Raw genomic sequence first — 13,637 nt, 5'->3', positions numbered from 1 at the left:
GCATGACCTCGACCCTCCACCTGCGAGCCGAACCCGGGCAGCGCTCCCAGCACATGATCATCTGCGGCGACGACGGACTCGCGCACCGCCTGGCACAGGAGCTCGACGCCGTCTGCGGCGAGGCCGTCACGGTCGTACTGCCTTCGCGGCGCGAGGGGCACGGCAGCGAGGTCGCCGCCCTGCACCGCGATCCGCGCTCCCCCGTAGAGCTGCTCGTCTCCGCCCGCCCCGATGAACAGGCCCTTCGGCAGGCCGGCGTGGAGCGTGCCGCGGCGCTCGCGCTGACCTACGGCGACGACCAGGTGAACACGACCGCGGCCCTGCTCGCCCGCAGCATCAACCCGCACGTACGCCTCGTCATCCGCATGTTCAACCGGGAGCGCGGCCGCCACCTCGAACTTCTCCTCGACCGGGCGGCGGCCGCGCGTTCCCCGTATGACGACGGCTTCATCGACGCGTCCACGAAGATCCTCTCCGACGCCGACACAGCCGTCCCTGAACTGGTCGCCGCGGCCGCGGTCGGACACGGGCCCACCCTCCAGGTCGAGGGCAAGGTGTTCCGCGGTGTCGTACGCCCCGCCGGGACCCCGCCGCATGCAACGGACCTGGCCACGCTCGCCGTCCTCTCCGGCACCCACATGGACGACCCGCAGGGCGGGGACAGCGCGGAGACCCCCGGCGCGAACGGCACCCAGCTGCTCCCCGATACGGCGACCGCCTACCACCGCCAGTTCACACACGGCCGCCTCATGCTCGAAGAGGTCACCCAGCACCACGCGCCGGAGTCCCCCTCCCGACGCCGACGGGACTACCGAGGCTGGCTGCGGGACCGGTTCGGGCACCTGCCGTGGAGGATCTTCGTCTCCCGCGAAGTGACCGCCGTCTTCGGGATCCTCGGCGTGGCCGTGGTCCTCCTCGCCACGGTGACGGCCCTCGTGGAGGACGGTCCCCTCTGGAAGTCGGTGTACCTGCCCCTCCTGGACATCTTCACCATGGGCGACCCGGCGACCGAGGAGTCCACGGCTCGCCAAGTCCTCCAGCTCATCGCCGGTTTCGTCGGCCTGGCCGTGCTCCCCCTCGTCGTGGCCGCCGCGATGAACGCCACGCTGGCCTTTCGCGCCGCATCGGCCAACCACGTACCGGACGCGGCCCTGCGCGACCACATCGTCCTGGTGGGCCTCGGCAAGATCGGCACGCGCGCCCTGGCACAGCTGTGCACGACTGACCACACGGTGGTGGTCATCGAGCGGGACCCGCAGGCCCGAGGAGTCGCGCTGGCACGCGAGCTCGGCGTGCACCTGCTGCTCGAGGACGCCGCCGCTCCCGGGGTGCTCGACCTCGCCCGCATAGGCACCAGCAGATCCTTGCTCGTCCTCACCCATGACGACGGCGAGAACCTCGACATCGTCATGGCCGCCCGCGAGAGCAACCCCCGCGTGCGCGCGGTGATGCGCCTGTACGACGACGACTTCGCCGCCACCGTCTCCCGCACCCTGCGCGCCGGACACCCGGAGGCACTCACCCGCAGCCGCAGTGTCTCGGCGTTGGCCGCGCCGTCCTTCGCCGCCGCGATGATGGGCCGCCACGTTCTGGGCGTCATGCCGGTGGAACGCGGCTCCCTCCTGTTCACCGTCGTGGATGTGGCCGGCCATCCCGAACTCGAAGGCCGCTCGATACACGCGGCCTTCAAGGAGCATGAGTGGCGGGTACTCGCCGTCGGCCCCACCGCCACCGGCCGGCAGTCGGCATCCTCGACCGACACCCTCGGCGGATTCCGCACGGACCGGCCCGCCTTCAACTGGCGCCCACCCCACGGACGGGTGCTGCGCCACGACGACCGCGTCCGACCCAGTGATCTACCCTCGACCGGAATCGACATCGGATGGATCACCAAGAAGCTTCGACTGGGAGACAGCCTGTGCACCACGACGACGAACCGGTCTTCAAGCGGAGCCAGTGGGGAACGAACCGCTATTACTACAACGCCCGCAATCCCGTCGGGCTCGCCCTCATCGTCATCACCGTGCTCGCCGTCGGAACGATGCTGATCCTCATGGCCAACCGGGCCGGCCCCTTCGCACCACCATCTGCCCCCGCACCCTGGAATTCCCCCTCAGCCGCCCCCGGCTCATCAGGCCACTGACCCGACAGGGGGCCACCGCGAAACGGCTACCGTCAAAAGGCCGTAGCAATCACATCAGCACTGCGTCAGGGTCCGGCACCCGGGCTCTGACCGGCCCTAACGTCACCTCCATGGAACGACGTTTCACACAGTCCGAGACCGGTGCAGACACCGCCGCCTCGGAGCCCTCAGGACCTCTCGCACGCGACATCCACTGGGCCGGCGAGCGGCGCTCGGCCGTCGGTATCGCGTCGCTCCTGTGCTCGGCCCTGTTCGTCTTGGACGCGGGCGTCGGCCGGCTCGACGCGACCCGCGGCGCCCTCTGGACCGGCCTGGCCGTCCTCGTCTTCGTGATCCTGCTGCCCGCCAGGGTCTCCGTAGGCCCCGGACTTCTGAGCGCCCGAGGAATGCTGGTGGAACACACCGTCCGCACCGACTCCCTCGTCTCGGTCCGGTGGTCCGACGGGGTGGCACAGCGGATGGTCCTCCGCGACACGGAGGGGAACCAGGTCGAGATCGATCCGACCGTCCTGGTCCGTAACCCGGCGATGTGGCACCGCTTCGACACGGACGCCCGCGCGTCGATCCGGCACGGCACTCTGCGGTACGGGGTGATCGCCCTGTGCGAGTTGACGGAGCGCATCAACCGCGAGACGGCCCTCACCGTCTTCAGGGCCTCCGGCCTGCAGTGATCGGCCGCCGGGGAGCCGCCGCCGGAAGCGTGAGCGTCACGGAGAAGCCGGAGCCGGCGCCCGTGGTTCCAAGGGTTCCCCCATGCTCTCCATGAGGTCACGGCACATCCGCAGGGTCAGACTGTCCGGCCTGCGACTCGGATGCGTCCCGCATTCCGCGCCCCGGACCGTCTCGTCGGCACCGTCTTCCACGTGGATCTGCACCTGCCCGCCACGGATCTCGGCCGTCAGCCGCGGGGGCCGGTCCGGCGGGCTGTGTCGCTGTGCCTCGGCCGCCGACGCGGTCAGTACGCGCGTGAGCACGGCCGCGTCGGCGATCACATCGGGCAGCTGCTCCGGCAGCCTGCACTGGATCGTGTGACCGCCGGGTCCCAGTGCATCGAGCACGGCGGTCAACACCTCGTCGAGGGCGACCGGCCGCAGGTACAGGTCGAGTGCCCCGGCGTGCAAGCGGCTCAGCTCGTCGAGATCCGAGACGAGCTGGACGGCGCGGCCCACCGACGACCGGGCTGCGGCGAGGAGCCGGGTCTCCTCCGGATCCGTACCGGCGCCCAGGCTGCTCAGTGCGTCGTCTGCCGTACTCAGCGGGCCCCTCAGGTCGCGGCTCGCGGTGAGGAGGAGTGAGGCCCTGGTGTGCTCGACTGTGGCACGCAGGCCCGATTCGGCATCGTGGGCGGCGAGCCGCCCGTGGGAGTAGGCCATACCCAACTGGGCCTCGCACGCCCCCAGTACGCGCTGGTCGTCGCCGCTCAGTGGGCGCCCCCGGGCGGCCAGTGTGAGGTCGTCGCCGACAGGGCTCTCCACATCGGCGTCGTACGGGCGCTCGGGCGGATGCTCCCCGGTGCTGGCGACGACGTACCAGCGCGGCTCGGCAGCATGCCCCGTGTCGCGTGCCAGCAGGCTCACCGCCTCCAGGCCGAAGTCCTCCCGCACCTGTTCGAGCGGGGTCGGGAGGTCCTGCCCGTGCATCATGGCGGTGGCCAGTCGGCTCAGCGCCCGTGCCTCGGCGCTCGCACGGACGGCCTGGTACGTGCGGCGCGCGGCCGTGCCCGCTGCTATGCCGACGATGACCGCTGTGACGACGTACACCACCAGCGCGAGGACGTCGGAGAGGCGCTCGACGCGCAGCGAGTGGACCGGTGGGGTGAAGTAGTAATCGGCGAGCAGTCCCGCGGAGAGAGCGGCCAGCAGCGCGGGAACGAGGCCCCCGACCAGGGCGATCACGACGACGGTCAGCAGGTAGAGCACCAGGGCGAAGGCGAGGTCCACGTGCTCGGCCAGGAGGACCAGGACGGCGGTCAGGCCCGGCAGTGTGATCGCCGCGAGCAGCATCGCCGTCCAGAACCGGCGTGGGCCGGTGGCACGACTCGGGTGCGGCAGCCGCAGGGACGAGGTCGCCCCGGCGGCGTGCTCGTGAGTGATCACCAGGACATCGATGGGGCCGGACCGCTGGATCGTCCGGTGCCCCACACCGGCGCGGAGGAAGGTGGAGAGCCTTCCGCTGCGGCTCGCGCCCAGCACGATCTGCGTGACGTTCTCGGCCTCCGCGAACTGGAGCAGCGCTTCGGGGATGTCGTCGCCGGTGGTCTGGTGGTAGCTGCCACCCAGCGACTCCACCAGCGGCCATGAACAGGAAAGCGATCCGTACGGCCACCAGGGCGAGGAAGACCACGAGGACGATGACGAGCGCCGTGGTGAGGTCGGTGCTGGACAGGTCGCGGACCGCGGAGGGGATCTCCAGGCCGACCAGGAGGAACAGCGTCGCGTTCAGCAGGTAGGTGGCCATGGAGAAGAACGGGACGCCGACGGTGCGGGCCGCGGCGTCGCTGGCCCTGGGCGCGGCACGGCTGACGATCAAGCCGCAGACGACCACGGCGAGGACCCCGGACGCCTCGACGGATTCGGCCAGGAGGTACGCGGCGAACGGGGTGAGCAGTGCCAGGACGTTGCTGAGCATCGGGTCGTTCAGGCGGCGCAGGATGTACAGGGCGGGCAAGGCGATGAGCGCGCCGGCCGCCGCGCCACCGACGTAGGCGACCAGGAACAGCCGGCCGACGTGGGCCGCACCGAGGTGCTCGCCGCCGGTGGTGACCCCGACCGCGACGCCGTAGAGGACCAGGGCGGTGCCGTCGTTGACCAGGCTCTCCGCCTTGAGCATGTCCAGGCTGCGCTGCGGCAGGAGCCGCCCGAGGGCGGCCACGGCGGTCGCATCGGTGGGGGCGACGGCGGCACCGAGCACCCAGGCGGGACCCCACGGCAGCCCGAAGGCGTGGGCTGCGGCGGCGACCGCCGCGGCGGTCGCGATGACCAGCAGGGTGCTGACCAGGACGACACCGCGCAGTCCCCGGCGGATCGAGCGGAGCGAGGCCGTCAGGCTCTCCCAGTAGAGCAGGACGGGCAGGAACAGCATCAGGATGACGTCCGGCTCCAGTCGGACCTCACTCAGGGCGGGTACGAGGCCTGCGAGCACGCCGCAGGTCAGCAGGAGGACCGGGCGGCTGATCCGCAGCCGCGGGGCGAGTACACCGCACAGCAGGACGGCCGCCCCCAGCACGACGACGAGTTCCAGGCCGAGCATGCTGTCCCCTTGTCTCCTGATGGGTGGCCGGTTTCGCCTGCCCACAGGCTCATGCTCATGGTGGACAGGCCGCGGACGGGACGTATCCCGGCACCGGCCGGGGGGTCCGGTCGGCACAGTCACGTGTCCGGTGTCATCGCATCCCGCACGAGGCCGGTGTCGACGAACTGCTCGAAGCGGACGATCCGGCCGCCGCGCACGATGAAGTGATGGGCGACGCGGACGTCGATGGTCTTGCCGGTGGCCTTGTAGGCGGCGGTGTAGCGGGCCAGGACGACGACGTTCTCGCCGTCGACGACGTAGGTGTCGTCGTGGGCGGTCCAGCCTTCCCATGCCTGGCCGAGCTTCTCCATCACCGCGGTGGTGACGCCCTCGGGGGTGCGGTAGGTGCCGGCCAGCGGGAAGCCGGCCATCTCGGTCCATTCCACGTCGGGGGCGAGGGTGGCGCGCAGGGCATCCAGGTCTCCGGCGGCGGAGGCCAGGTACTGGCGGCGTACGACGTCTGCGGGGTTGGTGGAGGTGCTGAAGCCGGTGGTTTCGTTCATGGTGGTCAGCCCCACTGCATTTCGCCCTTGGCGACCTTCGCGCCGAGCTGCGCGGCGATCAGCATGCCGTGGTCGGGGTACCGCTTGACGAGCGCGTCGGTCAGTTCGGCGCCGTCGGCGGCCTTGGCCAGCTCTTCCTCGAAGGCCACGAGGTACTCACGGGTGTGGGCGATGGCCGACGCGTCGGTGGCAGTGTCCGGGAGGCGGTGGCCGGGGACGACCAGCTGCGGATCCAGGGCGGCCATCTCGTCCAGGAGCTTGATCCAGGCGGTACGGGACGCGGGGGTGGCGGTGTCGGCGACCCAGACGTGCTCCTGCTGGAAGAGCAGCACGCCGCCGAGGAGCGCGCGGTGCTCGGGCTGCCACAGGTAGTGGCGGTCGGGTAGGGCTGCCGGGCCGCCCTTGAGTTCGAAGCGGTGGCCTTCGAGGGTGAGGCCGTCGGTGAGCGGGGTGAGTTCGACCAGGCGGGTGGGCAGGTTCGGGCCGAGGGCCTCCCACGCCTTGAGCTTGCCCTCGTAGGACTCCTTGATGTGCTCGATGACGATCGGGGTGGCGACGAAGGCCGCGTCGGGGAACGCGTCGGCGAGCACTTCGGCGCCGAAGTAGAAGTCGGGGTCGGCGTGGCTGACGAACACGGTGGTCAGCGTTTTGCCGGAGTCCAGGACAGCGGCGGCCAGGCGGTGGCCGTCGGCGCGGGTGAAGGCGGCGTCGACGAGCAGTGCCTCGCTCTCGCCGGTGACCAGGGTGGCGGTCTTGTTCTTGGCCCCGGCCGGGAAGTCGAGGTCGAGGACGGTGAAGTCGAGCGTGCTCATGGAGGACTCCTTGGCGTACGTCGGGGACGGCGACGAGAAGAGAACTCCGGGGCCGGCTGATCCAGACCGGGAAAGGCGGGCCGGAGGGCGTCTCAGCAGCCACTATCACTTCCCCGCCCGGCGTGGGCGAGTCGAGTGGGGGGCCTTGCTGCTCCCCCGTTTGCCGCTGTCGCCGGGACGCCGGCCGGGGGTTCGGCTCCGTCAGCGGGGGCGAGCTGGAGGGTGGACTCGCGCGACTGCGCGGTCAGGACGTGGTCGACGATGCCGGGGTAGCGGTCGCCGTACTTGGCGCGGTAGGCGGCGTCGACCGCCTCCTGGACGGACGGGTCGGCGTCCTGGAACGTCACGTCCTTGGTGATGCCGGCCGACCGGACACGGCCCTGGTGGCGGGTCTGGGCGCCGCGGAACCAGGAGCCTTCGCGTCCCTTGACGGAGCGGACGTAGATGAAGTCGCCGGTGCGGACCATCCACATGGTGACCGGGTCGCGCAGGGATCCGTCGGCGCGCTCCGATGCGAGGTCGATCTCGTCGGCCGCTGCGATGCGGTCCAGTTCGGTGTCGGTCCAGGACGTCATGACGTGCCTCCGTACGGCTGGGGAGTTACTTCCGGGCGGCCGGGCGGAGCAGCAGCACGCTGGTCACGGCGGTCGCCACCAGCAGCACCACGCCGGACATCAGGCTGATGCGCATGCCGTGCAGGAAGGTGTCCGGCTGGGCGATGAGGGCGCCGAAGACGGCGACGGCGAGGGCGCCGCCGAACTGGCGGAAGGTGTTGAGGACACCACTGGCCAGGCCCGCCTGCTCCGGCTCTACGCTCTGCAGCAGCAGACCGGTCATCGCGGGCACCGCGAGGGCGCCGCCGAGGGAGACCGGCATCATCAGGACGGCTACCAGCCAGACTGGGGTGGTGCCGGGCAGGAAGAACAGGAGCAGCAGGCCCGCCGCCATGATCCACATGCCGGCGATCATGACGGTCCTGGCGCCGAACCTCCGTACCAGGCGGGCGGTCTGAAGGGCCACGACGCCGGTCAGCACGGTCATCGGCAGGAACGCGATGCCGGTGACGAGCGCGGACAGGCCGCGCAGCTGCTGGAAGTAGAGGCTGAGCAGGAACGTCAGACCGTAGAAGCCGACATTGAAGGCGAAACCGGCGATCAGGGTGACGGACACCGCGCGGGAGCGGAAGAAGGAGAGCGGCAGCATCGGGTGGCGGCCCCGCGTCTGGGCGAGCAGGAACACCGCGAACGCCACCGCGGCCACCCCGAACGCGACGACGACCGGGGCGTGGCCGAAGCCGTACTCGCCGCCCTCGATCAGCGCGTATGTCAGGCCGCCCATGGCCAGGACCGCGCTGATCTGCCCGGTCCAGTCGAACGGCACCGGCCGCCTCGGGGAGCGTGCCGCGCGGGTGAGCAGCAGCAGGGCGACGATGCCCACCGGCAGGTTGATGAAGAAGATCCACCGCCAGTTCACCGCGGTGAGCGCGCCGCCGAGCAGAGGACCCGCGGCCGACCCGACCGAGCCGCCCAGCGCCCAGAACCCGAGGGCGCGGGTGCGCTGGTTCGCGTCCGGGTACGCCTCGCGGATCAGGGCGAGGGTGGCGGGCATCATGATCGCCGCGCCCGCGCCCTGCACCAGGCGGGCCGCGACCAGGACGGGGAGGGTCGGCGCGAGGCCGCAGGCCGCAGGCCGCCGAGGCGATCAGGAACAGCGCCATGCCCATGCCGAACGCCTGGCGGGCGCCTATCCGGTCGGAGATTGAGCCCGCGGACAGCAGCAGGGCGGCGAGCACCAGGGTGTAGCCGTCGACGACCCACTGCAGGCCGGTGATGCCGCCCCCGAGGTCGGCGCCGATGGTGGGCAGGGCGACGCTGACGATCAGCGCGTCCAGGGTGATGACGAAGAAGCCGAGCAGCGCGGCGCCCAGTGCGAAGGCGGGACTGCTGGTCCGGGGGCCGGCCGGGGCGGTCGCCCTGCCGGGGGCGGGCACCTGCGTGCTGGTCATGGCGGTTCTCCTGGTCTTCCTGGGATCCCCGGATGACGGCCGGGAACACCGGAACGGAAGTGATCCTTCAAGCTCATTCAGCGTGCGGCCTGACGGTGGGGGGTGCCGGGGCTCTGCCATGAGTCGTCAGGGGCCCCACACACGGCCCAGCCCGAGGTGTTGGAGGTGTGCTCGGTCAGCTGTCCAGGCGCCGAGCGCTCAGCCACTGGACCATCGCCGGGTCGTGGTGGTCGAAGAACAGCGATGCCCCGGTGTCCAGGGTGGCGATGGCCGCCATCTGGTCGTCCGTGAGCTCGAAGTCGAAGACGTCGATGTTCTCCGCCATGCGCTCGGCGCGCACCGACTTCGGGATCGAGGCGACGCCTAGCTGGACCGCCCAGCGCAGCACGACCTGCCCGACGGACTTCCCGTGGCTCTGGGCGATCCCACTCAGGACCGGGTTGGTGAACAGGCCGTTCTTGCCTTGGGCGAAGCCGCCCCAGGCCTGGATCTGGACCCCGTGCTCCCGCATGAGCTCCTGGTCGGCGGTGCGCTGGAAGAACGGGTGGGTCTCGATCTGGTTGACCGCGGGCGTGATGTCGTTGTTGAGGACGAGGTCGAGCAGCCGGTCGGGGTAGAAGTTCGCGACACCGATCGCCTTGGCACGGCCCTCGCGGTTCAGGTCCTCCATGGCCCGCCACTGGCCGTACACGTCGCCGTAGGGCTGGTGCATCAGGTACAGGTCGAGGTAATCGAGGCCGAGCTTCTTCAGCGACGTCTCGAAGGCCCGCTTGGTGTTCTCCTCACCGGGCGCGTCCTGGACCCACAGCTTGGTGGTGACGAACAGCTCCTCGCGCGGCACGCCGCTGTTCTTGATCGCGCGGCCGACGGCCTCCTCGTTCTGGTACGCGGCAGCGGTGTCCAGCAGTCGGTAGCCGGCCGCGAGAGCCTCGGTGACCGTCTGCTCGGTCTGCTCCGGCGGGATCTGGTAGACGCCGAAGCCGAGGATCGGCATCGCGATGCCGTTGTTCAGGGTGACGTGCTGCATGAGGGTTTCCTTCCGCGCGGGACGGGGGGTGCGGAGCACGGCCGCAGGCCGGTCAGTGCTCCGGCACGGCGGGATCTCCGTACTCGGACGGTGCGAAGCCCGCCGGTATTCACCTTCGCGCCCTTTCGTCTCCGGTGGCAGGCCGAACCGTGCCGGGGGGTGACGATCGGGGGGAGTGACAGGGCCTCCCACACCCCTGCCACGCAGGTCGGCGCGGTGTGACACTCAAGACTGTGACACTGAAGGACGTGGCATCCGAGCAGAGCAGCGGCGGTGGGGCCGAGCTGGGCCGGTTCCTGCGCGCCCGCCGTACGCAGACCACGCCCGAGCAGGTCGGCCTCGCGGTCGGCGCCGGCCTGCGCCGTACCCCCGGCCTGCGACGCGAAGAGCTGGCCACCCTCACCGGCATCAGCATCGACTACTACGTACGCCTCGAACGCGGCAAGGAGACCCGGCCCAGCCCGTCCGTCATCGACGCCCTCGCCCGCGCCCTGCAGCTGGACGATGCCGAACACCAGCACCTGCTCGAGCTGGCCGCCCGAGCCGCCCGCTACGCCCCCGAACCGCCTCCCGCCCCGAGCCGAACCGTGCGCCCGCACCTGAAATTGCTCCTGGAGACGATGCGCCCGAACCCGGCCTACATCGTCAGCCGCAGCATGGACCTGCTCGCCTGGAACCCCGGGGGGCTGGCCCTGTACGCGGGCCTGGACGACTGGCCCGCCACCCAGCGCAACCTCGCCCGCTACCTCTTCCTCCACCCCGCCGCCCGTGAGCTGTTCCCCGACTGGACGGTTCAGGTCCGCGCCTGCGTCGCCCGTCTGCGCGCCCTGGCCGGCACCGCCCCCGACGCACCCGACCTGACCGCCCTGGTCGGCGAGCTGCTCCTCAAGAGCCCCGACTTCGCCAGGCTCTGGGAGCGGTACGACGTCACCGGCCGCAAGCCCGCCCGCAAGACCTTCCACCACCCGCACGTCGGGACCTTCTCGCTCACCCCCCAGTCCATGCACCTGGAAGGCACGCCGGGCCAACGCCTCGGCGTCTACACCGCCGAGCCCGGAACCCCCGACCACGACGCCGTGCTCCTGCTCGACATGACCGCCCCCGGCCCGGGACCGGGCGGAAGCCCGGCCACGAACGATGAGCCGCAACCCCAGCCGCACACCCCGTCCTGACCCGAGGCAGAACCGGTACGCACCGCGAGGCGCCTCTCAGGGACGCCACCGGCCGAATATGGGCAAAATACATGTATGGACAGTGCGGCGGAGAACACCAGGGCCCAGGCGGCGGACACCGTGAGTGACCTCGGCGCCTACCTGCGGGCCCGCCGCGCACAGGTCACCCCCGAACAAGCCGGACTGCCCACCACCCCCGGCCTGCGCCGCACCCCCGGCCTGCGCAGGGAGGAGCTGGCCACTCTGGCCGGGATCAGCATCGACTACTACGTACGCCTGGAACGCGGCAAGGAGACCCGCCCCAGCCCCTCCGTGATCGACACCCTCGCCCGTGCCCTGCTCCTCGACGCGTACGAGCATCGGCATCTGCGCGAGCTCGCCGCCCACGCTGCCCACGTCGCCGAGCCTGCGCCTGCGCCTGCGCCCGGCCACGCCGTACGACCGCAGCTGATGCTGCTGCTCGAGTCCGTGCGCCCGAACGCGGCCTACGTCGTCAGCCGCACCCTGGACCTGCTCGCCTTCAACCCCGGCGCGCTCCGGCTCTTCGCCGGCCTGGACGAATGGCCCGCGCAGCAGCGGAACTTCGCCCGGTACGCCTTCCTCCATCCGCTCGCCCGTACCGTACTCGACGACTGGGACGAGCAGGCCCGCGCCTGCGTCGGCAGGCTCCGCGCGCTGGCCGGCACCGAGCCGGAAGCACCGGACCTGGCCGACCTGGTCGACGAACTCCTGACCAGGAGCCGGGACTTCGCCGACCTGTGGGACCGCTTCGACGTCAAACCGCACGCCCCGGACCCCAAGACCTTCCACCACCCCGACGTCGGCGACCTCCACCTCGGCTACGAGTCGATGCCACTGGAGCACAGCATGAAACAACGCTTCGTCGTATTCTTCGCCGAGCCGGGCAGCCCCGACCACGAAAAACTGACCCTCCTCGACCGGGGACGCCACGCACTGGGCCCTCGGCCGGACGGCCTCACGGTCACGACAGCCGCCCCCGGTGGCAAGCCCCCTGTCGCCGCACCCCTGCCCTCGACACCCTAACCTCGCCATTTCACTTGGTGTGGTATCGATTTCCTGGTCACGCCGGGGCACGGTTGCTGGTGGATCTTGCCGATGCCACCGGGCTGACCACCGCGTACTCCACCGCGCTCAGACCGCCTCGGCCACGCGGCACTGGGCCGGATCGCCGTCGATCTCGCGGCGATGCTCGCCGACGGCGGCGATACGCTCACGGAACTGGTCGTTCTGCGGAACCAGCACGAGGTGTTCGGCCCGGTCGCCCCCACGGCGACGGCGTTCGCGGATGCCTCCCACGAACTGCGCAGTCCGATCGCCGGCCTCCGGATGCAGCTCGAGGTCGCCTCCGCACACCCGCAACTGCTCGACCTGCCAGGCGCCGTGGACGAGACCGTACGACTCAGGTTGCCAAAGCCCTGGAAATCGAGGGATCACCGTGGCGACTGGCCCGGCTGCTCGCCAACCTCCGCAACAACGCGCAGCGGCATGCGCGGGTCTCGGCCTGGCCATCGCCCGGAACGTGGCCTGTCGCCGTGGCGACACCCTGACCGTGCACGAAGCACCCCACGGCGGCGCCGCCTTCCGGTTCCGGCTGCCGATCAGCGCTCCGGGTGGCACGGGGCTGCCGGTGTGAAGAAGCCGACGGCGGGTCTCACAGCCGTGCCACAGGCACAGGACAGTCCGCGCCTGGGGATGCCGCCTAGCGTGCCGGACATGGGTGAAAAGAGCATTGACAGGCGAAGAGTACTGATCCTCGGCGGCGCGGCCGTCGGGGCGGCGGGAGCGGCGATGGTCGGCTGCGGGAGTTCCGGCGGCAGCGCTGCGGCTCCCTCCTCCGCGTCCTCGTCGGGTGCGGTGTCCACGGGGACGGGGCAGTGCGTGCTCATGTCCAATGCGACCCAGGGGCCGTATTACCTCGATGGCGCCCTGGTACGCAAGAACATCGCGGAGGGCAAGAAGGGCGTTCCGCTCACCGTGCGACTTACGGTGCAGGACACCACGGAGTCGTGCGCCCCGGTTCCGGGCGCGGCTGTGGAGATCTGGCACTGCGATGCCTGGGGCTACTACTCCGGGTGGACCACCGCCAATCCGGGCGGCAAGGCGCCGGCGGAGAGTGAGGACAAGAGCGGCGCCGACGACAAGACCTATCTGCGCGGCTACCAGATCGCCGACGAGGACGGAGTCGTCGAGTTCACCACCATATTCCCCGGCTGGTACACCCCGCGCGTCACACATATCCACCTCAAGGTCCACACCGGAGGCCAGACGGCCGACGGCTCCTACGAGGGCGGCAAGGTCAACTACACCGGCCAACTCTTCTTCGACGACAAGTACGGGGAAGCCGTATACGCGCTGTCCCCGTACGCACAGCACACCGGCACCCCCACCAAACTCGCCGACGACATGGTCTACCCCGGAGGCGGCGCCCGGGACGGGCTGATGACCGTCACCGGCGACACCACTCAGGGGTACACCGGAACCCTCACCCTCGGCATCGACCCCGACGCCGAGAGCGGGGGCGGCGGAGCGCCGGGAGGAGTAGGCCAACCGCCGAGCGGAGCTCCCGGCGAAGGGCACGCCCCGTAGCGGCGACGCCGTGCACTACACCCGTGGTGCGCCGAGCATGTGACATGGCCAGGGAGCGGAACCATCCGCTCCCTGGC

The 13,637-nt window shown here is 70.8% G+C and carries 10 protein-coding genes and 3 pseudogenes; 6 read left to right on the top strand and 7 right to left on the bottom strand.

All coding sequences use genetic code 11. From position 1 onward, the window contains the following. Positions 1 to 2 precede the first annotated feature (2 nt). Complete coding sequence (locus OHU74_RS35760; RefSeq protein WP_371614019.1) at positions 3 to 2,048, top strand: NAD-binding protein; 2,046 nt, start codon at positions 3 to 5, stop codon at positions 2,046 to 2,048. 205 nt (positions 2,049 to 2,253) lie between these two features. Beyond that, positions 2,254 to 2,814: a hypothetical protein gene (locus tag OHU74_RS35755; RefSeq protein WP_371614020.1), complete on the top strand. Its 561-nt coding sequence runs from the start codon at positions 2,254 to 2,256 to the stop codon at positions 2,812 to 2,814. A 36-nt stretch (positions 2,815 to 2,850) separates the two neighbouring features. Here the strand turns inward: OHU74_RS35755 and OHU74_RS35750 are convergent, their stop codons facing one another. The 7 genes and pseudogenes from OHU74_RS35750 to OHU74_RS35720 form a co-directional block, all read right to left on the bottom strand. Beyond that, a complete protein-coding gene (locus OHU74_RS35750) occupies positions 2,851 to 4,431 on the bottom strand; it encodes a DUF4118 domain-containing protein (RefSeq protein ID WP_371614021.1) in 1,581 nt (526 codons plus the stop codon). 61 nt (positions 4,432 to 4,492) lie between these two features. After that, positions 4,493 to 5,392: pseudogene (locus OHU74_RS35745) on the bottom strand (cation:proton antiporter); the annotation flags it as partial. A gap of 119 nt (positions 5,393 to 5,511) precedes the next feature. Continuing rightward, entirely contained in the window at positions 5,512 to 5,937 is a 426-nt protein-coding gene (locus OHU74_RS35740) for a nuclear transport factor 2 family protein (protein ID WP_371614022.1), read from the bottom strand. Positions 5,938 to 5,942: 5 nt separating this feature from the next. Continuing rightward, positions 5,943 to 6,749, bottom strand: coding sequence for an MBL fold metallo-hydrolase (locus tag OHU74_RS35735; RefSeq protein WP_371614023.1), 807 nt, complete (start codon positions 6,747 to 6,749; stop codon positions 5,943 to 5,945). Between the two features lie 92 nt (positions 6,750 to 6,841). Then, positions 6,842 to 7,324, bottom strand: a complete 483-nt coding sequence (locus OHU74_RS35730; RefSeq protein WP_371614024.1) for a DUF2255 family protein — start codon at positions 7,322 to 7,324, stop codon at positions 6,842 to 6,844. Between the two features lie 25 nt (positions 7,325 to 7,349). Then, positions 7,350 to 8,754, bottom strand: a pseudogene (locus OHU74_RS35725) (MFS transporter). Positions 8,755 to 8,929: 175 nt separating this feature from the next. Next, complete coding sequence (locus tag OHU74_RS35720) at positions 8,930 to 9,781, bottom strand: aldo/keto reductase (protein WP_371614025.1); 852 nt, start codon at positions 9,779 to 9,781, stop codon at positions 8,930 to 8,932. 248 nt (positions 9,782 to 10,029) lie between these two features. Here OHU74_RS35720 and OHU74_RS35715 point away from each other — a divergent pair, with 248 nt between their 5' ends. The 4 genes and pseudogenes from OHU74_RS35715 to OHU74_RS35700 all read left to right on the top strand — a co-directional run bounded on the left by OHU74_RS35715 (position 10,030) and on the right by OHU74_RS35700 (position 13,560). After that, positions 10,030 to 10,953, top strand: a complete 924-nt coding sequence (locus OHU74_RS35715) for a helix-turn-helix transcriptional regulator (RefSeq protein WP_371619523.1) — start codon at positions 10,030 to 10,032, stop codon at positions 10,951 to 10,953. Positions 10,954 to 11,028: 75 nt separating this feature from the next. Further along, positions 11,029 to 11,997, top strand: coding sequence for a helix-turn-helix domain-containing protein (locus OHU74_RS35710; RefSeq protein WP_371614026.1), 969 nt, complete (start codon positions 11,029 to 11,031; stop codon positions 11,995 to 11,997). Between the two features lie 258 nt (positions 11,998 to 12,255). Next, positions 12,256 to 12,607: pseudogene (locus tag OHU74_RS35705) on the top strand (hypothetical protein); the annotation flags it as partial. A gap of 80 nt (positions 12,608 to 12,687) precedes the next feature. After that, on the top strand, positions 12,688 to 13,560 hold the full coding sequence (locus OHU74_RS35700) for an intradiol ring-cleavage dioxygenase (protein WP_371614027.1): 873 nt from the start codon (positions 12,688 to 12,690) through the stop codon (positions 13,558 to 13,560). Positions 13,561 to 13,637 lie beyond the last annotated feature (77 nt).

It is taken from the genome of Streptomyces sp. NBC_00454 (assembly GCF_041434015.1).
Taxonomy (GTDB): Bacteria; Actinomycetota; Actinomycetes; order Streptomycetales; family Streptomycetaceae; genus Streptomyces.
The sequence above is the reverse complement of the archived record's forward strand: the minus strand, read 5'-3'. Positions and strand labels throughout refer to the sequence as shown.

Excerpts from the sequence above, each read along its gene's own strand:
- OHU74_RS35760 (WP_371614019.1), top strand. The coding sequence starts at position 3 with ATGACCTCGACCCTCCACCTGCGAGCCGAACCCGGGCAGCGCTCCCAG.
- OHU74_RS35755 (WP_371614020.1), top strand. The coding sequence starts at position 2,254 with ATGGAACGACGTTTCACACAGTCCGAGACCGGTGCAGACACCGCCGCC.
- OHU74_RS35740 (WP_371614022.1), bottom strand. The coding sequence starts at position 5,937 with ATGAACGAAACCACCGGCTTCAGCACCTCCACCAACCCCGCAGACGTC.
- OHU74_RS35735 (WP_371614023.1), bottom strand. The coding sequence starts at position 6,749 with ATGAGCACGCTCGACTTCACCGTCCTCGACCTCGACTTCCCGGCCGGG.
- OHU74_RS35730 (WP_371614024.1), bottom strand. The coding sequence starts at position 7,324 with ATGACGTCCTGGACCGACACCGAACTGGACCGCATCGCAGCGGCCGAC.
- OHU74_RS35720 (WP_371614025.1), bottom strand. The coding sequence starts at position 9,781 with ATGCAGCACGTCACCCTGAACAACGGCATCGCGATGCCGATCCTCGGC.
- OHU74_RS35710 (WP_371614026.1), top strand. The coding sequence starts at position 11,029 with ATGGACAGTGCGGCGGAGAACACCAGGGCCCAGGCGGCGGACACCGTG.
- OHU74_RS35700 (WP_371614027.1), top strand. The coding sequence starts at position 12,688 with ATGGGTGAAAAGAGCATTGACAGGCGAAGAGTACTGATCCTCGGCGGC.